Source organism: Streptomyces sp. RLA131, from assembly GCF_056270125.1.
In genome coordinates this window covers 470,353-487,090 of record NZ_JBWDOQ010000002.1, presented here as the reverse complement: position 1 = coordinate 487,090, position 16,738 = coordinate 470,353, and the positions used below count along the sequence as shown (strand labels likewise).

The following is a 16,738-nucleotide window of genomic DNA, read 5'->3' as shown; positions in this document are numbered from 1 at the left end:
CCCCGGCGGCGACGGGAGCCGAACGCGGCCCGCGCCGCAGGGGCGGTCAGGGTTCAGGCGCGCCGTCCGATCCGCATCTCCTGGGTGAGGCCGGCCTCTTCCCGTCCGCCCCGGGGGTCCACAGCGCCGGGGCCGGGGCCGGGGTGGGTGGTAAGCCAGTCCTGGAGTTCCCGGTGGCGGAACTGGTAGGCCACGCCGGAGATCCGTAACAGGCCCGCTCCGTAGGCCCAGTTCAAGAAGGTGCCCAGTCGCCGGGGGAGCCGGCCCCGGGAGCAGTACAGGAACACCAGGTAGCGCCGGCCGGCACCTGTGAGGAAGTACATGCCCAGAATGAGCCCTGACGCGAGCCCGAGCACGATCCCGACCGCGATGCCGACCTTGATCCCGCCCGTGATCCAGGCCCCGATCCCGCTCGGGATCGCGATCAGGGGCGCGATCCCGATCCCGAATACGATCCCGGCCCCGAGGTCGTCCCGTACCGGACGGCGAGGGTCCGTCGGCGTGGCGTCGCTGGTGTCCGTGAGCCCGACCATGAGCGCGGCCACCAGCCCGATCACGGGCATGAGCACCAGGCCGACCAGGGGCGAGACCACCAGCACGGCCGCGGGACCGAGGGTGAGTCTGCCCATGAGCCAGGCCGTGAACTCGATCGCGGGCCGGCTCACCAGCCCGACCACGAGCATCCCTACGAGCCCGATCACGAGCGTGCCGGCCAGCCGGCGGCGATGGGCCGGGGCGTACAGCCGGTTTGGTCGGGCTGTGCGGGGGGCGGGCACAGCGGCACGGCCGGCCCGCCGGACGGTCGGGGCCCCGAGCAGCGCGATGAACGTGGCCCCGAGCAGATGGCGGGGCGACAGGCCGGTGCGGACCCAGGCCAGGAGGAGGGCGGAGAGGGCGAGGAGGGCGATGGGGAGGGCCGCGAGGAGGGCATCGGTGGTGCGGACGCGGCGGGAGCCGGCCATCGGCCACAGCTGGTGCAGGACCAGATCGGTGGCAGTGGTGGTGGCCGTGGCGGTGGCGAGGTGGGTGGCGAGTGCGGCGAGCCAGCGATGGGTCTGGTCGGGCCGGTAGCGCCCGGGGCGGGTGGGGTGCTGGCTGACGGTGGCCGCCAGGTAGAGGGCCAGGAGGTGGTCGCGGACGGCGCCGGGGGAGGTGAGGGTGTGCAGGTGGTCGGGGTCGCGGAGATAGGCGCGGGTGCCGGGGTGACGTTCCTCGTAGGCGGTGGCGGCCAGGTTGAGCCGCCAGGGGGTTCTCAGGGCGCGGGCCAGGGAGCTGCCGGGCGCGCGGTCCAGGGTGCCCAGCACGGTGACCCAGCGGTCGCGGCTGGTGCTGCGGGCGGTGAGGTAGGCGGCGGCCTGATCGTGGGTGACGGGGTCGATCTCGATGCGGGCGGCCTCGCGCATGCGCACGTCCAGGGCGGCCAGTTCGGCGTACTGGGTGGTGCGGCAGGTGAGGATGACCGGGGCGTTGCCGGTCGGGCCCTGGTAGGCGCTCAGCTTGTCCAGTGCACACGCGGCGCGGCGGCGGGCGGCCGGGGTGGCGTCGGAGTCCATCTCGTCCAGGCCGTCCAGGATCGGCAGCACCCGGTGGCTGTTCACCAGGTGCCGGGCGTCGGCGAGGGTGATGCCCCGGTCGCGGAACTGGTCGTGGATCTGGTCGGCGAGCCAGTCGTGAAGTGGGCGGGTGACGTCCCAGCCGGCCAGGAAGAGCCGGACCGGGACGGGATCGGCGTCGGTACGGTCGGGGTGGGTGAGCAGGCCGAGCAGCAGGTCGAGGGCGAGCAGGGTCTTGCCGGCGCCGGGTTCGCCGGTGATGACCAGCCGGGCCGGGCGCAGCTGCTGGTAGTAGCCGACGATGCCGGTCAGGTGGCCTTGCGGATCGGCGCCGTCCGCGTTGTTGGCGGGCTCCTGCCGGTGGGTGAAGGTCAGGTCGATGCGATGGGCACCGGGGCCGACCAGCTGGGCGCGTTGCGGGGCCTCGGCGGCGGTCACAGCTGCGGCCAGGGCGGCTGTCAGGGCCCTGGTCCTGGCGTCGGTGTCCGTCGCGGCGTCGGCGCGGTCGTCGCGGTAGGCGGCCCAGGCCAGGTAGGCCCCGGGCAGGGTGGGGGCCATGGCGATGACAGTGCTGGCCAGACGGGCCACCTGGAACTGCTTGGACAGCCACAGTGCCAGCGCCGCGGTCACGACCTGAAGAACTGCGTAGATGACGGTTGCCCGGCGGGCCCGCGATCGCTTCATGGAAGGCATGCTTCCGCGCTCACCCGGCGTAGACGGACGGATACTGCATTCGGTGCCGGACTGTGACGAATCGGCACAGTCCGCTGCGCCAGGGCGTGTTGAGCGGTCGGCTTGCGCGGTCGGCCCCGGACCCGAGCCAGGGCCGCCACGATCCGAGGCCGTCGCGACCCGGGCGCCCTGGCCGCCGATATCCGGCCCGGCCGTGCTGCATCCGGGATGGAGCCGTCACCTGTCTGTGAGTTCCCGTCAGGATGATCTCGGGAGTCAGTACTTGAGCGTCAGCCGCATGTGGAAGGCAACTGCCTTGCGTACCAACCGACCGACCCCTGTTCTTCTCGCCGCCTCCGCCGCGCTGACCCTGGCCCTCACCGCCTGCGGTGGTTCCGGTTCCGGTTCCGGCTCGGTGTCCGTGGCGGAATCAGGGGCGGCACCGACGAGCGCGGCACCGAGCGTGAGTCCCAGCCCGGGTCCGAGCGCGAGTTCGTCACCCTCCGCCGGGAAGAAGGCCGGCCGGACGGTGGACTGCGCGGTCGCCCGGCTGACCGCTTGTTCCTGCTGCGTGCGGTCATCCACGTGTGGCGCTGCCTTCCGGGGGTGAGCGAGACGGGTCTCTCAGCGGGCCAGGCGTTCCACGAGGAGGACCCGCCGATGACGGTCATCATGGCACCGGAGGCGCGGGCGACTGCGCGCGGCTGCCGGCCCGGCGTCCGACCCGGCACTACTGGCGAGGCTACGAGCGGCCCTGCCGTGCCCTGCCGTGCTCTGCTGCGTTGAGCCTGGCATGGACGTCCCCACTGATGAGCCGCTGTCTCCGTCTCCCTATCCGAATGTCGTCGTTGTCGAGCTACGCGGGTCCGCGGAGGAGGTGGCCGCTGTACAGGCGTGGATCGAGACGCGGGCCCTGTACGTCGACTCGACGACCGTCGGCGTGTTCGGCGGCAAGGTCAGCTGCCAGATGAACGTCGTGGTCGGCGAGGAGTAGCGGAGAAACCGCGGCCATCCCCTTCCTGCCCGGCATGAGCCCCCGCGGTGCACTGACGGCCGCGCTCCCGGACGCCGGGGCCCGCGTACCCCCGCGGACCCGGTGCCGCCCGAGTGGCATGGGGGTCCTCGCCGACCGGCAAGCGGGTTCGCTGCCGTCTCCTCTGCCCGGATGCATAGGTACCCCGCAGTCGGGCAGGCGGGAGGGACCAACCGCAGCAAGCGGTCCGGGCTCATGGGGGCTTGTGGCCAACTGATCTTTCCCGAACGAAACGGAGGAGTGTCATGAACTGGCGTCATCAGGCGGTGTGCCGCGATGAAGACCCGGACCTGTTCTTCCCGGTGGGCAGCACCGGTTCGGCTCTGTTGCAGATCGAAGAGGCCAAGGCTGTCTGCCGTCGCTGCCCGGTCATCGAGGAGTGCCTGCGGTGGGCGCTGGAGAGCGGACAGGACGCAGGCGTGTGGGGCGGACTCAGCGAGGACGAACGTCGCGCCATGAAGCGCCGGGTCGCCCGCAACCGTGCCCGCCAGAACGCCACATAGCCACCGGACCGGTCCTGGCCGAACACGCCGAACACGCCGAACACGCGGCGCTCCAGGCCGCCCGGGCGGGCCTGGTCATCCCCGGGACGCACCGGGGGCGCGGCCTCACGTCTCCACGGGCCCTTCCGCGAAGGTGTCCAGCTGCTCCTTGGACCAGGTCAGCGCGCCGGCTCGCAGGTCTTCGACGACCGCGCGCACCCACGTCAGCTCCGCGGCCGTCACGGCCCGCAGATACTCGGTCTCCAGGCGTGTGATGCGGGGCAGTCCCTGCTCCGCCTCCGCGGCCAGGGCCGCTTCCAGCGTGTCGGACTTCTCCGCGAGTGCGTCGGCCCGCCGCTCCAGTACGTCCGCCATCTCTTCCGGCGTGAGCAGCAGCAGATTGGACAGGGCGGCGGGGAACTCCGGGAACTCCTGCTTGGGCGCGGAGAGCATCTCCTCCAGCCAGGCGTGGGCGGTCGCACGCCCCGCGTCGGTGACGTCGTACACGGTCCGCTCGGGGTACAGCTGATCGCGCCCGGTCTCGCGGACCGCGATCAGCCCGTCGCGGTGGAGTCGTTCGATCGTGCGGTACAGGCTCGCACGCTGGCTGACGTTGACGACCTGCTCCTTGCCCCAGTCCTTGACCAGGCGCTGGATGCCGTACGGGTGCAGCGGCTTGTAGTGCAGGAGAGCCAGGACGGTCAGGGCGAGGGGGGAGCTGCGGGGAGCCGGTGGGGTCATGGGGCTGATTTTAGCTTCAGAATGACTAGTTGACGAGCAACTAGTTTCAGTGCAACTATCGAATCGTCAGCGCAACACCACCACCCTCCAGAGAGAACCCACGAGATGTCCCTCACCGAGCACATCCACTCCGACCACGGCCTCGTCAAGCACCTGGGCAACTGGACCGAGGCCGGCCGCTTCGAGGTCAGGGCCCGCCATGGCGCCGCTGTCCTCGACCTCCGTTCTCCCGGCCTTCCCGACGACATCGAGATCCACGTCGACATGGACCGGGCCATGGTCAAGCTGCTCGTCGACGACGGCACCGCCATCGACCACTGGAACCTGAGGTGGACCGCCCGCGGCAGGATCAAGGACTCCCGGTCCTCGTCCGCCGACGACAAGGCGGCCGGTCGCCGTATCCATCTGTCCGGCTCGGCGACGAACAGCGAGATCCGCGTCCACCGCGGGGGCATCGCGATCCTGTCGGCGATGTTCTCCCGCGCGTACGTCCAGGACGTGCGCCGCGCCCACCGGACCGGCGGCGTACCGACGATCGACGACCCGGCCAGGGGGCAGCGGCCGTGACCGGCATCGGCAAAGCCCGTACCGCGCTCGTCATCGGAGGCGGCATCGCGGGCCCGGTCGCCGCGATGGCCCTGCGCCAGGCAGGTGTCGAGGCCGCCGTCTACGAGGCGTACGACTCCACGGCCGACGGGGCCGGAGGCGGCATGACCATCGCCCCGAACGGCCAGAATGCCCTCGACGCGATCGGCGCGGGCGGCCTCGTCCGCGCCATCGGCACACCGGTCACCGCCATGGCTCTACGGAGCTGGACGGGCAAGCCCCTCGCGCGGTTCGCCCCGCCCTCCCGCCTCCCCTCCCCGCAGTTCGTCTGGCGCGCCGATCTCCACCGTGCGGTCCACGACGAGGCGGAGCGCCGCGCGGTACCCGTTCACCACGGCAAGCGGCTGACCAGCGCGACGGACACCGACGCCGGTGTCACCGCGCACTTCGCGGACGGTACGCGGGTGAGCGCCGACATCCTCGTCGGCGCCGACGGCATCCGCTCCACGGTCCGCCGCCTGATCGACCCGGCCGCACCGCGGCCGAACTACGCCGGCCTGGTCTGCTTCGGAGCGAGGATGGACCAATCCGGAATGCCCTCCACCGACGGCGTCATGTACATGTGCTTCGGCAAGCGCGCCTTCTTCGGCTACCAGGTCTTCGACGACTCCTCGGCGGTGTGGTTCGTCAACCTGCCCCACGGCCTGCCGATGACGGTCGCCGAGGCCCAGGCGATCGGCGCGGGGGAGTGGATGCGCACCCTGCGGACCGCCTTCGCCGACGACCGCACCCCGGCCCTTGAGATGATCAGCCGTACCGACACCGGCCAACTCCTCGTCACCGGCCCGATGGAGAACATGCCAAGGGTCCCGACCTGGACCCGCGGCCGCATGACCCTGATCGGTGACGCTGCCCACGCCGCCTCGTCCAGCTCCGGTCAGGGCGCTTCCATCGCCATCGAAAGCGCCGTCGAACTGGCGCGCTGCCTGCGGGACCTGCCCTACGACCAGGCCTTCGCGGCGTACGAACGACTGCGCCGCCCCCGCGTCGAACGCATCATCAAGCTCGGCGCCCGTACGAACAGCAACAAGACCGCGGGCCCGGTCGGCCGCGTACTGCGCGACCTCATGATGCCGGTGGCCATGAAGCTGATCGACCCGGAGAAAACGGCCTGGCAGTTCGACCACCACATCGATTGGGAGGCGAAGGCGGCCCCGCTCACCTGAACTCCGGCCATCCGCCCGCCGGTTGGCGAGGGCGAGTGTCCTCATGGTGTCGGCGCCGCCAGCAGCCGGTGGGCGGCAGTCAGGCGAGCCCAAGTCCGGCCGGGTTCGCCCGACGCCACCTGAATCGGGTCCGCCCCCGTTACGCGAACTGCCCGGGCTGGTAGTCGCCCCCGCGCTGTCGGGTGATGACATTGAGCCGGTTGAAGGCGTTGATGACGGCGATCTGGAACACCAGGGCCGCGAGCTGCTCCTCGTCGTAGTGTTTGGCCGCGTTCGCCCATACCTCGTCGGTGACGCCACTGCCGTCGGCGAGGCGGGTGCCCTGCTCCGTGAGTTCCAGCGCGGCCCGCTCCGGGTCGGTGAAGACCGAGGTGTCCCGCCATGCCGCGATCAGGCTGAGCCGTACCGATGTCTCGCCCGCGCGCGGCCTCCTTGGTGTGCATGTCGAGACATCCCCCGCAGCCGTTGATCTGGCTGGCGCGGATCTTCACCAGTTCCTGTGTTGCCGCCGGCAGCGTCGAGTCGGCCACGACCTTGTTCGCCGAGACGAGGTACTTGCCGAACTTCGGCGCGAGGTCCGTGCCGTGGAGGTTGAGCCGAGTCTGCATGATGGGCTCCTTCGTCGTTGGTGAGGTTCCACCTACTTGGACGAGGAGGTCCTCCCTTACGTAACACCGCGCCGGTGGCCGGGCTCACGGCGGGCGTTCACGAAATTTCCGGGGCAGCCACAGACGTTGACCGATCATGACTCCAGGCCCGGCACCTCGCCCGTTATCCGACGAAGCCCTCTCCAGCCTGCTCGGCAGGCAGCAGTTCGGCACTCTCGCCACCGTCAAGCGCGGTGGCCACCCCCACCTGACCACCATGCTCTACAGCTGGGACTCCAAGGCCCGCGTTCTGCGGTTCTCGACGACGGCCGACCGCGTCAAGGTGAGGCACCTGCGGCGCGACCCGCGTGCGGCGCTGCATGTGCAGGGTGGCGACGTGTGGTCGTTCGCCGTCGCCGAGGGCGACGGCGAGGTTTCCGAGGTCACGACGGTTCCCGGCGACGCGGTCGGGCGGGAACTGCTCGGGATGGTCCCGAAGGATGCGAGGCCGGAGGACGAAGACGCGTTCCTGGAGCAGTTGGTCGCCGAACGCCGGGTGGTCATCCGGCTGAAGGTGGACCGGCTGTACGGAACGGCGCTGGACATCGACGGATAGGACATACCGGGTCGGTGCCGGCCGTAGCCGCTCGTTGAGGACTGCGACCAGCCTGTTCGCCCCGCGGCGGACAGCGATCCTGCCGTATCTATCGGCCACCGCTGATCCCGAACTCGACCGCATGACGCTCCCGGTGGTCGGCCTCGCCGAACTTCGGTGGCCGACCACCTCGGGAGCCGGGTCCGCTACAGACCCTGGCCTGGATGTGCCGGGAGGTCCATGGAGGCGATGCGTTCCGGGTCGCTCACGGAGAGGATCCCGACGATCCGACCATCGATCACGGTGCACGCCATCACGCCCAGCGGCTTGCCGTTCGGGCCCCACGCCACGATCCCGGACTCACCGTTGACCAGGGCGGGGCGCGAACTCACCGCGGCGCGAGCCCCGCGCCGGGCCCTGCCGGCCACCTCGGCCGCCCCCAGTCTGACGACCAGGCCGCGCGCGGTGTAGGAGCGCCACGTGACGTCCGGGTCGAGCACCCGCAGCAGCCCTTCGAAGTCTCCGCTCCGCGCTGCCGCGAGAAACGCGTCGACCACCGCACGCTGCTGCTGCCGTTCATCGGTCGGACGAGGCGTGCCCTGTACCTTCCGGCGGGCCCGGCTGGCGAGCATCTTGGTGGCGTCCGTGGACCTGCCGATGATCTGACCGATCTCCACGAACGGCACGGCGAACATGTCGTGCAGCACGAACGCCAGCCGCTCGGTGGGGCGGAGGGTGTCGAGCACCACCAGCAGCGCCAGCCCGACCGACTCGGCGAGCAGCGCGTCGTCCTCGGGTGCTCCGCCGCCGTCCTCGGTCACCTCCAGCTCGGGCAGCTGGTCGTCGTACGAGGCCTCGGGCCTGGTCCTGCGCGAGCGCAGCACGTCAATGCAGACCCGGCCCACCACGGTGGTCAGCCAGCCGGCCAGGTTGTCGATGGCGGCCGGGTCCTGGCGAGCGAGCCTCAGCCATGCCTCTTGCACCGCGTCCTCGGCGTCCGCCCGCGATCCGAGCATCCGGTAGGCCACCGCCACGAGGCGCCCGCGCTGCTGCTCGAAGGCTCCCGCCAGGGTTTCATCCGGACCTGGTGCGGTCATGTTGTTACCTTCCTCGCGCGAATTCCGTCACGGGTGTGACGAGCCCGGAAGGGCCGAGGTAACCGGTGTGAACGAGGACCTGATGGAAGCACGCGTGACGATCCGGCTCAAGGTTCTCCCCGACGCGATGACCGGGGTCCGCACGGCCTGCGATCCGTAGCCGCTCCCGGTCACGGACCGGACAGGTGTGGCTCGTCCGACTTGGGAACGGGGCACCACGCTCTCTGCCTCGGACGGCCGTTGACAAAGCGGAACGGCGATCCGTATATTAATCGGAACGACGATCCGCTTTTAGTGCGGCCGTAGCGGGACGCTGCTGACCGCCTCACCCGTCGCCGCCGGGCCGGGTGAGACCGGCCGCGGGGGCCATCGAAGGGAAATACGCATCATGAGTGAATCGACCCGCACGGCCGACGCGGTCGGCCCGCCCACTCCCGTCCTCTCGGTCAGTCCGGTTGTGCTGTCGGCTCCCGGCCGAGCCGTGGACCTGGAGGTGCGGGTCTCCGCGCCCGTGACCGGGAGCGAGCTGCCGGTCATCCTCCTCTCGCACGGTCAGGGCTACTCGAACAACCTCTCCTCGCTGAACGGCTACGCCCCCCTCGTCAACTTCTGGGCGGCGCACGGCTTCGTCGTGATCCAGCCCACCCATCTGAGCTCTAGGACGCTGAGCCTGGATCCCGAAACCCCCGGGGCACCTCTGTACTGGCGATCACGGGCCGAGGACATGAAGCGCATCCTCGACCGGCTCGACGTGATCGAGGCAGCCGTCCCGCAGCTCCTCGGACGCCTGGACCGGAGCAAGGTCGCCGTGGCCGGGCACTCGATGGGCGGGCACACCGCGAGCCTGCTGCTGGGCGCCCGGCTCACCGATCCGCACGACGGGACGGAGGTGGACCTGGCCGAGCCCCGGATCAAGGCAGGTGTACTGCTTGCCGCGCCCGGCAGAGGCGGCGACGCCCTCACCGAGTCCGCCGCCGAGAATCTCCCCTTCTTCTTGACCACGGACTTCTCCGAGATGACGACGCCCGCGCTCGTGGTCGCCGGCGACCAGGACGCCTCTGCCCATCTGACGATTCGGGGCCCGGACTGGCACACCGATCCGTACTTCCTCTCCCCGGGCCGCAAGTCCCTGCTCACCTTGTTCGACGCGGAGCACGGGCTCGGCGGGGTCTCCGGATACGACGTCGCCGAGACCACGGACGAGAGCCCCGAGCGAGTGTCCGCGGTCCAGCGGCTCACCTGGGCCTATCTCCGCACCGAGCTCTGCCCCGGGGACTCCGCTTGGCAGGCGGCGAGTGACGCGCTGACGGCCGACCCCAAGCCGCTCGGACGAGTCGAATCCAGGCAACCCGACCCGCATCGCGTGCGCGCCGACGCCTGACCCGCCGGGGCGGCGTCAATCGGCTCGCCTGTGAGGACCTTGTCCCGGCCGGCCTCACGTGTGGGGCTTCTCGGGCGCGGCGACGCCGGGCGCGGCGACGCCGAACAGGCGCAGTTGCAGGGCGAGCGTGGCGTAGTAGCCGACGAGCGTGGAGAGTTCGAAGAGGGTGCGCTCGCCGAGGGTGTCGCGGGCCGACGCGTACCAGGCGTCGTCGAGGCGGTCCGGGTGGGCGGCGAGGGCGAGGGTGGCGGACCACGCGCGGTGTTCTACCGGGTCGGTCAGGCCGGGCTCGGCGCCCTCCCGCAGCGCGAGTATCTCGGCGGCGGTGAGTCCTGCGGCCCTGCCGACGGGTTCGTGGGCGTAGCGCTCGAAGTCGCTGTCCCATACCGCGGCGACGACCAGGACGGCGATCTCGCGGACACGCGGCGACAGCGCGGTCCGGTAGCGGATCGCCGCCCCCAGGCCCTGCAGGGCGGAGCCGAGCGGGGCGCTGTACAGCATCGCGTTGAAGGGGCCGTTGAGGTGTCCCTCGGCGTCGGTGAGCGCGAAGAGCTGAGGCCGTCGGCGCGAGGGCCGCCGGTGATCTCCTCGTACAGGGAGCGCTGTTCGGTGTCGAGGCGGTCGGGGCGCAGGAGGGGCAGACGGCTGGTGGGAGAAGGGGGCATCGGTACTCCGTAGGCACGGTTCGGGCTTCTTGGGCTGACTGCGGCTGCGGCTTCGGGGGCGGGTGTCGACACAAGGCCTCACTCGACAAAGCAGTCGACAGAAGTCTCATCCTCACCCAGAATGGCAGCCATAGAGGTCCATACTGTCGACACTAAGCCCTCCTTGGAGTATCTGATGACCTCACTTCCCCCGCAGGCCTGGGCCCACCGCCAGGGTCGGATCGCGATGCGCGCGCTGCGGCCCGCCGACTTCGGCCCGCAGGCTCTTGCCGCGCGGGCACAGATCGCGGACGCGTTCTACCGCTTCGGCATCGCGCACGACGAGGCACGGATCGACGTGATCGCCGGCTGCTTCACCGAGGATGTGCTCTTCGAGGTGGCCGAGGGGCGGGCCGAGCCGTTCACCCGCTTCGAGGGGCGGGCCGAGGTACGCGAGAGACTGGACCGCATCATCGCCGAACAGGGCGACCAGCGACGGCATCTGATGGGCAATGTCCTGGTCGAGGAGCTCGACCTCGTGGCGGGGACCGCCACGGCCATCGCCTTCGGTGTGGTGACCGTGGCCGCCGACGGTCTCCGCCTGGGCGCCAGCGTCGTCTACGACGCCCGGCTGCGCCGTGAGGAGGACGGATGCTGGCGCTTCTCGGCGTTCTTCATCGGCATGGACGCCTACGAGGGGGCCAAGCCGGCCTCGGGGGCGAAGTGACTCCAACTCCTCACTCCTCCCCGGCCACTTGATCCGCCAGGGCCGCCAGGTCGGCGTCGGCGAGCAGCCGGTCCTCGCGGGCCATGATGCCGCGGGCCCGTCGCAGCACCTCGTCGGTCTGGGGGTGCGTGAGGTCGAAACCGAGTGCCGACAGTTTGTCGGTGAGGGTGTAGGGGCCGCTGTCCGGGGTGAAGGGCACCCTGCGCTCGTTGCCGACGAGCTCGGGCTCCACGCAGTTGTGGAGGAGCGGGTCGACCGTTGCCGCGTCCACTGCTGCTCGAAGTCCATCTCGGCCGCCGGCGCCATGTGCGGTGGGATCGCCCCGGCGGTCACCAGGACGTCCACCCTGCCGTGCAGGGCCACCGCCTCGTCCACGAAGCGCTGGGCGGCGGCGGGGTCCGTCATGTCACAGGGATGCACCATCCGCAGGTCGAGCCCGCGTTCCCTGGCTTCCTTCTCGGTGCGCTCGGCCGCGGCCGAGTCGATGTCACACCCGACGACGGCCGCGCCCTGGGCCGCGAACAGCTGGGCACACCCCTGCCCGATGCCGGCGCCGGCGCCGGTGACGAGAGCGACCTTGCCGGACAGCAGGCCGGTCCTCGGATGCGCGGATGGGGAAGCAGACACGTCGTTCTCCTCGCTGAAGGTGCGCAGGGGCCGCCACCGCGACCCGACCACACCTTCCTACTGTCGACATTTATGCCGCATCAAGGCCCATGGGGGACGTTGTGGGCCCTAAGTGTCGACAGGGGACTGTACCTGCGTCCCGCGTCGCCCCTGCGGGCGTTCGTGTGCGCCGACTGGCCCGGAGCGGCGTGAAGGCCCTGCCCGGCGGGCCGGCCCTCGGTGTGCGACCGCCGCGTGCCGGAGCCGGACATCGCGTTCCTCGGGTGCCGGCGGCGCGGCCGCTCACGCCCCGGCCGATCCCGGCACTGCCGGCAAGGGAATGATTTCCTAATTCCGCTTGTGAATCCGACGGAAAAGCCTCGGCGAGTAAGAAATCGCTTGACTCCTGGGTCATCGACTGTGATCATGTCATGGCCAAGTCAAGATCATCCCGGGATGGGGGTAAATGGGGATTCGATTGATTGTCGCCGCCGTCGACATGAAAGGACCCCGCTCTGCCCCACCCCGGAGGGGCGCCGGGCGCAATCTGTTCTGAATTGACGAATATCGTTGTGAGGTAACTGAGTTGGGTATTTCACGTGGCAAGGTGTTCCTCGGGCGGGCCCGGGGCGGGTGGGCGCACTGGGCGGCGGCGTTCGCGGTGACCGCCCTGGCCTCGATCGCGCATCCGCCGACCGTCTCGGCGGCCGACGCGCCGCCGATCGTCACAGGCGCGGTGTTCAACGACCCCAAGGGGACGGTGGCGCAGCAGAACGCCATCAAGGACCACATCATCGAGGCGATCGGCAACACGCAGAGCGGTCGCCTCGTCCGCGCCTCCCTGTATGCGCTGAAGGACCAGGACTACACCGACGCGCTCACGGCCGCCCACCGACGCGGAGTGAACATCCGGGTCGTGCTGGACGCGAGTTACTGGGATACGCCCGCCACCCAGAGCCTGGTCGCAGAACTCGGCAGCGACCGGACCGGTTCCTCGTGGGTCGTGCGATGCGCCGTCGGTGCGGCCTGCGTCGCCGAGGGTGGCGAGAATCCCATAAATCACAACAAATTCTTCACGTTTTCCCGTGTCGGCGACGCGGGGGTCGCCGAGGACGTCGTCATCCAGACGTCTGCTAATCAAACGGCCGTCAATGTCGGAAAGTATTGGAACAACGCGTACACAATCGTCGGGAACACTGACCTTTACAGCGCCTACGTCAGCTATTTCAATGATCTGGCCGACATGAAGAAGAATTCCGACTACTACACCAGCGGGAAGGCGGGAGATGTGAAGTACTACTTCTTCCCGCAGAAAACCGGCGACGTGGTGGTGGACATTCTGGAGAATGTCTCGTGCGTCGGAGGATCGACGGTGAGCGTGTCGGCTTTCGCCCTGCACCGAGACGAGGTCGCCGCCGCGCTGGTTTCCCTGGGGCGGCAGGGTTGTACGGTGAATATCGTATACACCGAGAGTAATGACGTGGCGCAACTGGTCGGCCAGGAAAACGTCCAGATGCGCCGGCTCAGCACAGATAAAGGCTATCTCGTGCACTCGAAGTACCTGCTGATCGAGGGCACGTACGCCGGTCATGCCGACACGAAGTGGACCTTCACCGGCTCGCACAACCTCGACTACTCGTCACTGCGTGACAATGACGAGACACTGCTCCGTCTGGAGGGGGCCGCGCCCTACGACGCATACCTGGGCAACTTCACCTCGATGTTCCAGCAGGCGACCGCGCCGTAAGCGTGATCGCGTGCCGTTGGAACCGTCATGCGGGGGTACACGGGCGAGCATGGTAACGAAGCAGACCGCACCCCTGGCCCCGTCGGCGCTCCGGCAGTTGCGCCGTACCCGTTCCTTCTACGCCGCCGGTGTCGCCCTGTGGGCGACTGGAACCGCGTTCGGTGCGGCGGACCAGTCGGGTGGCCGGCAGATGTGGGTGCCGCTGGTGTTCCTGGTCGTCTTCGCCGGCCTGCTGTCCTTGACGTCGTTGTTGCTGTGGCGCCACCACACCGCCGTGCGCGGCGCCACCGCGCACCACGCCAGGCCGGGCCGGCCGGTCACCGCCCGCCAGAGCGACCACCGCGTCGGAGCCCACGCCGGCTGACGGCCCTGCCCTGGCCGTACGAGAGGAGTTGCAGTGACCACTTACGTCATCACGGTGCCCGGCACGTTCGTGCACGGGGTCACCGACACCGACCGCCGTGAGGTGCGGCGCAGGCTACGCCCGCACGACCCGAGGAACACCGATATGGGGGAGAGCGAGGAACTGAACCTGCTGACCGTGCAGGAGGAGGGCAACACCTTCTCGGTGCGGCTTGAGGTGGAGGCGCCGGACCAGGCGGGAGCCGAGGCGGACGCCGTACGCCTGGTCTCGGCCGCCCTGCGCGACAGCGGATTCACGCAGGACGACGCCCCGTTGGGTCCCCCCGCGGTCACCGGCATCGACCGCGAGTTCTGACAGTACGTCCACCCGGCCCGGGCAGGAGCCGGCACCTGGAGCGTGACGGCTCCCCGTCCGGCGGGTTGGACGCGGTCATGCGTTCGGCCGGTGCGCCCCTGCCCCGGATTTGCGGGCGAGCAGGTGAATCTCGCGGAACTGCCGCCGGTCGGTGGGCTCAGGCCGGCGAACCATCCGGGCTACCTCGGCCAACCCGGCCTCGCGCAGCGTGGCGGCGAGGTGGTCCGGCCACCACCGATAGGCCGGCGCGACTGTGTGATCGAAGACCTGGGTCGGGTGAGATGGATCGTCGCTGGCCGAAAAGCCGATCAGAAGGTGGCCGCCAGGTGCCAGCACACGGTGGAACTCCGCCAGGATGACGGGGAGTTCCCGCGGCGGAGTGTGGATGATGGACCAACGTGAGAGCACGCCGCCCAGTTCGCCGTCAGCGATGTTCAACGCGGCCATCGAGCCCACCTCGAACCGCAGGCCCGGATAGGCCTGTCGGGCCAACTCGATCATCACGGAAGAGGCATCGACGCCGAACGCCGCCAGCCCCGACTCGTCCAGGTGAGCGGTGATATGGCCGGGCCCACACCCCAGATCCGCGACCGGACCGTCCCCACTCGCATGTACGGACTCGGCGAAGGCGCTGAGGATGGCGCGGTCCAGAGGCCGCTCACGCAGCTCGTCGCGGAACCGCCGCGCATACGTGGGGGCAACCGCGTCGTAGGCCTCGCGGGTGACACTGAGGGCATCGTGTTCGACCATGCTCGCGACCGTAGTACCTGGTGCGGAGGCGAGCCCGGAGAATCACGATCTTCCCTACCGTCCGTTCGCCCGGCCCGTCGTCTACCCGTCACTGCCGTGAGGCGAGACCGGGGTGGGGCTCGCGCCCCGGCTCTCCGCCCGCAGGCGCGGGAGGATCTCGGTGCGGTAGAAGTCGAAGAACTGGCGCTGGTTGGGGCCGATCTGATTGACGTAGACCTCGTCGAACCCGGCCGCGGTATAGGCGGTGACCGCTTCGATGTGGGCGTCCGGGTCGTCACCACAGGTGACGCCGTTTCTGATCATTTCTTCCGTGACCAGAGTGCTGGCCTGCTCGAAGTGTTCAGGAGTGGGAAGGATCTGCGCGAGCTCGCCGGGCAGCTGTTCGTTCGGCCAAAGGCGGTGCACTGTCTTGACGGCCTGGTCCTTGTCGGAGTCCCAGCAGACCTTGAGGCCCCCGATGACCGGTTTGGCGCCTCCTCCGGCCCGGCGGAACTGGCCGATCAGGTCCTCGTTGGGGGTCATCGTGACGAAGCCGTCCCCGATACGTCCGGCCAGGGCAGCGGCTTGGGGTCCGAACCCCGAGATGTACAAGGGCACGGGCTCATCCGGCAACGTGTAGAGCCGGGCGTTCTGGACTGTGTAGTGCTTGCCGTGGTGCGTTACCTGCTCACCGGTGAACAGATGACGGATGACCTGGACGGCCTCCTCCAGCATCAGCATCCGCTCGGCGGCTTCGGGCCACGCGTCACCCAGGACGTGCTCGTTCAACGCCTCACCCGTGCCCAGGCCGAAGCGGAACCGTCCCGGGGTGAGGGTGGCGGCCGTTGCGGCGGCCTGGGCGTTCACCGCTGGGTGCATACGCACGATCGGGCAGGTCACCAGTGTCGTCACCGGGAGCGAGGTCACCTGGGACAGGGCGCCGATCACGGACCAGACGAAGGAGCTCTGACCCTGCGCGTTGTTCCAGGGGTGGAAGTGATCCGAGATCGCCAGGGCTTCGAAACCGGCCTGCTCGGCCATCCGGGCCTGGTCCAGCAGTTCCCCCGGGCCGAACTCCTCCGAGGACAGAAAGTATCCGTATGCGGTCATGACATTCGCCTCTGGCGCTTTCTCCGGGTGATCGGCTGACTCACGGTGACAGTGGCTGTGGCGAACCGTTCAGCAGGAGGCAGGAGGTTGTCCGTGGTCACTTCTCGATCTTCGGTACGATCCGTCGGCTGCGCTCGTGAGGAGCCGCCGATCGGCTGATGTACCGGACCCGAGCCGGTTGGCGAACGGGGGTTCAGGGGCGCGTGTCGTGGGGCGCCGGGCCGGGCCCGCCGGGGGGCAGCACCGCACCGCGCCGGAGCAGGCGCAGTTGGCGCAGGCGCCCGTTGAGGAGCTGGATCACCGGGGTGCGGTCGCTGTGCTCGCGTTCGTAGCGGAGGACGAGTTCGAGCTGCTCGCGGTTCAGGTCTTTGGCGCGGCTCTCGACCGTGAGACGCGGAAGATGGTTGTAATCGACTATGGGCAGTTCCCTGGTGGTCGGACCTGGGATCGCGTCGTCGAACAGTTCCACGGACGTCACCTCCGAAGTAACCCGTCGAGTGCCCGCACTTCAGGGAGTGAAACGCCCCCCGGCGGTCCGCATGCG

Annotated in this window: 18 protein-coding genes and 2 pseudogenes; 9 read left to right on the top strand and 11 right to left on the bottom strand. The window is 69.6% G+C overall.

Features of this window, described 5'->3' with window-relative positions:
- Nucleotides 1–53: 53 nt before the first annotated feature.
- Complete coding sequence (locus RWE79_RS02945) at nt 54–2,237, bottom strand: NACHT domain-containing protein (protein WP_475938409.1); 2,184 nt, start codon at nt 2,235–2,237, stop codon at nt 54–56.
- A 264-nt stretch (nt 2,238–2,501) separates the two neighbouring features.
- The gene (locus tag RWE79_RS02940; RefSeq protein ID WP_475938408.1) at nt 2,502–2,810 is read right to left on the bottom strand and encodes a hypothetical protein; all 309 of its coding nucleotides are present in this window, start codon (nt 2,808–2,810) and stop codon (nt 2,502–2,504) included.
- 693 nt (nt 2,811–3,503) lie between these two features.
- On the opposite strand from RWE79_RS02940, the gene RWE79_RS02935 reads away from it, so the two are divergent.
- Nucleotides 3,504–3,761, top strand: a complete 258-nt coding sequence (locus RWE79_RS02935) for a WhiB family transcriptional regulator (RefSeq protein WP_475938407.1) — start codon at nt 3,504–3,506, stop codon at nt 3,759–3,761.
- A gap of 105 nt (nt 3,762–3,866) precedes the next feature.
- Here the strand turns inward: RWE79_RS02935 and RWE79_RS02930 are convergent, their stop codons facing one another.
- A complete protein-coding gene (locus tag RWE79_RS02930) occupies nt 3,867–4,481 on the bottom strand; it encodes a PadR family transcriptional regulator (RefSeq protein WP_475938406.1) in 615 nt (204 codons plus the stop codon).
- A 105-nt stretch (nt 4,482–4,586) separates the two neighbouring features.
- On the opposite strand from RWE79_RS02930, the gene RWE79_RS02925 reads away from it, so the two are divergent.
- Entirely contained in the window at nt 4,587–5,048 is a 462-nt protein-coding gene (locus tag RWE79_RS02925) for a hypothetical protein (RefSeq protein ID WP_475938405.1), read from the top strand.
- Nucleotides 5,045–6,253 (top strand): FAD-dependent oxidoreductase, encoded by a 1,209-nt coding sequence (locus RWE79_RS02920; RefSeq protein WP_475938404.1) that lies wholly within the window; start codon nt 5,045–5,047, stop codon nt 6,251–6,253. The genes RWE79_RS02925 and RWE79_RS02920 overlap by 4 nt, the downstream gene beginning before the upstream one ends.
- A 139-nt stretch (nt 6,254–6,392) precedes the next feature.
- Here RWE79_RS02920 and RWE79_RS02915 read toward each other — a convergent pair.
- Nucleotides 6,393–6,861: pseudogene (locus RWE79_RS02915) on the bottom strand (carboxymuconolactone decarboxylase family protein).
- A gap of 136 nt (nt 6,862–6,997) precedes the next feature.
- Here RWE79_RS02915 and RWE79_RS02910 point away from each other — a divergent pair.
- On the top strand, nt 6,998–7,456 hold the full coding sequence (locus RWE79_RS02910; RefSeq protein WP_475938403.1) for a PPOX class F420-dependent oxidoreductase: 459 nt from the start codon (nt 6,998–7,000) through the stop codon (nt 7,454–7,456).
- 185 nt (nt 7,457–7,641) lie between these two features.
- Here the strand turns inward: RWE79_RS02910 and RWE79_RS02905 are convergent, their stop codons facing one another.
- Complete coding sequence (locus RWE79_RS02905) at nt 7,642–8,532, bottom strand: sigma-70 family RNA polymerase sigma factor (protein WP_475938402.1); 891 nt, start codon at nt 8,530–8,532, stop codon at nt 7,642–7,644.
- A gap of 388 nt (nt 8,533–8,920) precedes the next feature.
- Here RWE79_RS02905 and RWE79_RS02900 point away from each other — a divergent pair, with 388 nt between their 5' ends.
- On the top strand, nt 8,921–9,913 hold the full coding sequence (locus tag RWE79_RS02900) for an alpha/beta hydrolase family protein (protein WP_475938401.1): 993 nt from the start codon (nt 8,921–8,923) through the stop codon (nt 9,911–9,913).
- Nucleotides 9,914–9,967: 54 nt separating this feature from the next.
- Here RWE79_RS02900 and RWE79_RS02895 read toward each other — a convergent pair whose 3' ends face one another.
- Nucleotides 9,968–10,414, bottom strand: coding sequence for a carboxymuconolactone decarboxylase family protein (locus RWE79_RS02895; protein WP_475938400.1), 447 nt, complete (start codon nt 10,412–10,414; stop codon nt 9,968–9,970).
- A gap of 339 nt (nt 10,415–10,753) precedes the next feature.
- Between RWE79_RS02895 and RWE79_RS02890 the strand changes: the two genes are divergently transcribed.
- Nucleotides 10,754–11,284: a nuclear transport factor 2 family protein gene (locus RWE79_RS02890; RefSeq protein WP_475938399.1), complete on the top strand. Its 531-nt coding sequence runs from the start codon at nt 10,754–10,756 to the stop codon at nt 11,282–11,284.
- Nucleotides 11,285–11,294: 10 nt separating this feature from the next.
- Here RWE79_RS02890 and RWE79_RS02885 read toward each other — a convergent pair whose 3' ends face one another.
- Both RWE79_RS02885 and RWE79_RS02880 read right to left on the bottom strand, forming a co-directional pair.
- Complete coding sequence (locus RWE79_RS02885) at nt 11,295–11,555, bottom strand: hypothetical protein (protein ID WP_475938398.1); 261 nt, start codon at nt 11,553–11,555, stop codon at nt 11,295–11,297.
- Nucleotides 11,556–11,572: 17 nt separating this feature from the next.
- Nucleotides 11,573–11,911: pseudogene (locus RWE79_RS02880) on the bottom strand (SDR family NAD(P)-dependent oxidoreductase); the annotation flags it as partial.
- A 565-nt stretch (nt 11,912–12,476) separates the two neighbouring features.
- On the opposite strand from RWE79_RS02880, the gene RWE79_RS02875 reads away from it, so the two are divergent.
- Genes RWE79_RS02875 through RWE79_RS02865 form a run of 3 tightly spaced genes read left to right on the top strand, consistent with a single transcriptional unit; the run spans nt 12,477 to nt 14,355 of the window.
- Entirely contained in the window at nt 12,477–13,637 is a 1,161-nt protein-coding gene (locus tag RWE79_RS02875) for a phospholipase D-like domain-containing protein (RefSeq protein WP_475938397.1), read from the top strand.
- 49 nt (nt 13,638–13,686) lie between these two features.
- Nucleotides 13,687–14,001, top strand: coding sequence for a hypothetical protein (locus tag RWE79_RS02870; protein WP_475938396.1), 315 nt, complete (start codon nt 13,687–13,689; stop codon nt 13,999–14,001).
- Nucleotides 14,002–14,034: 33 nt separating this feature from the next.
- Nucleotides 14,035–14,355, top strand: a complete 321-nt coding sequence (locus tag RWE79_RS02865) for a hypothetical protein (RefSeq protein ID WP_475938395.1) — start codon at nt 14,035–14,037, stop codon at nt 14,353–14,355.
- 75 nt (nt 14,356–14,430) lie between these two features.
- Here the strand turns inward: RWE79_RS02865 and RWE79_RS02860 are convergent, their stop codons facing one another.
- From RWE79_RS02860 to RWE79_RS02850, 3 genes are all read right to left on the bottom strand, one after another.
- Nucleotides 14,431–15,105, bottom strand: coding sequence for a class I SAM-dependent methyltransferase (locus tag RWE79_RS02860; protein ID WP_475938394.1), 675 nt, complete (start codon nt 15,103–15,105; stop codon nt 14,431–14,433).
- Between the two features lie 81 nt (nt 15,106–15,186).
- The gene (locus RWE79_RS02855) at nt 15,187–16,194 is read right to left on the bottom strand and encodes a TIGR03557 family F420-dependent LLM class oxidoreductase (RefSeq protein ID WP_475938393.1); all 1,008 of its coding nucleotides are present in this window, start codon (nt 16,192–16,194) and stop codon (nt 15,187–15,189) included.
- Nucleotides 16,195–16,387: 193 nt separating this feature from the next.
- Nucleotides 16,388–16,663, bottom strand: a complete 276-nt coding sequence (locus tag RWE79_RS02850) for a DUF8129 domain-containing protein (protein WP_475938392.1) — start codon at nt 16,661–16,663, stop codon at nt 16,388–16,390.
- Between the last annotated feature and the right edge of the window lie 75 nt (nt 16,664–16,738).

What these genes read in the sequence shown, in the direction of transcription:
- RWE79_RS02930 (WP_475938406.1), bottom strand. Translation starts at nt 4,481, where the DNA reads ATGACCCCACCGGCTCCCCGCAGCTCCCCCCTCGCCCTGACCGTCCTG.
- RWE79_RS02925 (WP_475938405.1), top strand. Translation starts at nt 4,587, where the DNA reads ATGTCCCTCACCGAGCACATCCACTCCGACCACGGCCTCGTCAAGCAC.
- RWE79_RS02895 (WP_475938400.1), bottom strand. Translation starts at nt 10,414, where the DNA reads ATGCTGTACAGCGCCCCGCTCGGCTCCGCCCTGCAGGGCCTGGGGGCG.
- RWE79_RS02935 (WP_475938407.1), top strand. Translation starts at nt 3,504, where the DNA reads ATGAACTGGCGTCATCAGGCGGTGTGCCGCGATGAAGACCCGGACCTG.
- RWE79_RS02910 (WP_475938403.1), top strand. Translation starts at nt 6,998, where the DNA reads ATGACTCCAGGCCCGGCACCTCGCCCGTTATCCGACGAAGCCCTCTCC.
- RWE79_RS02860 (WP_475938394.1), bottom strand. Translation starts at nt 15,105, where the DNA reads ATGGTCGAACACGATGCCCTCAGTGTCACCCGCGAGGCCTACGACGCG.
- RWE79_RS02890 (WP_475938399.1), top strand. Translation starts at nt 10,754, where the DNA reads ATGACCTCACTTCCCCCGCAGGCCTGGGCCCACCGCCAGGGTCGGATC.
- RWE79_RS02855 (WP_475938393.1), bottom strand. Translation starts at nt 16,194, where the DNA reads ATGACCGCATACGGATACTTTCTGTCCTCGGAGGAGTTCGGCCCGGGG.
- RWE79_RS02905 (WP_475938402.1), bottom strand. Translation starts at nt 8,532, where the DNA reads ATGACCGCACCAGGTCCGGATGAAACCCTGGCGGGAGCCTTCGAGCAG.
- RWE79_RS02900 (WP_475938401.1), top strand. Translation starts at nt 8,921, where the DNA reads ATGAGTGAATCGACCCGCACGGCCGACGCGGTCGGCCCGCCCACTCCC.
- RWE79_RS02945 (WP_475938409.1), bottom strand. Translation starts at nt 2,237, where the DNA reads ATGAAGCGATCGCGGGCCCGCCGGGCAACCGTCATCTACGCAGTTCTT.
- RWE79_RS02870 (WP_475938396.1), top strand. Translation starts at nt 13,687, where the DNA reads ATGGTAACGAAGCAGACCGCACCCCTGGCCCCGTCGGCGCTCCGGCAG.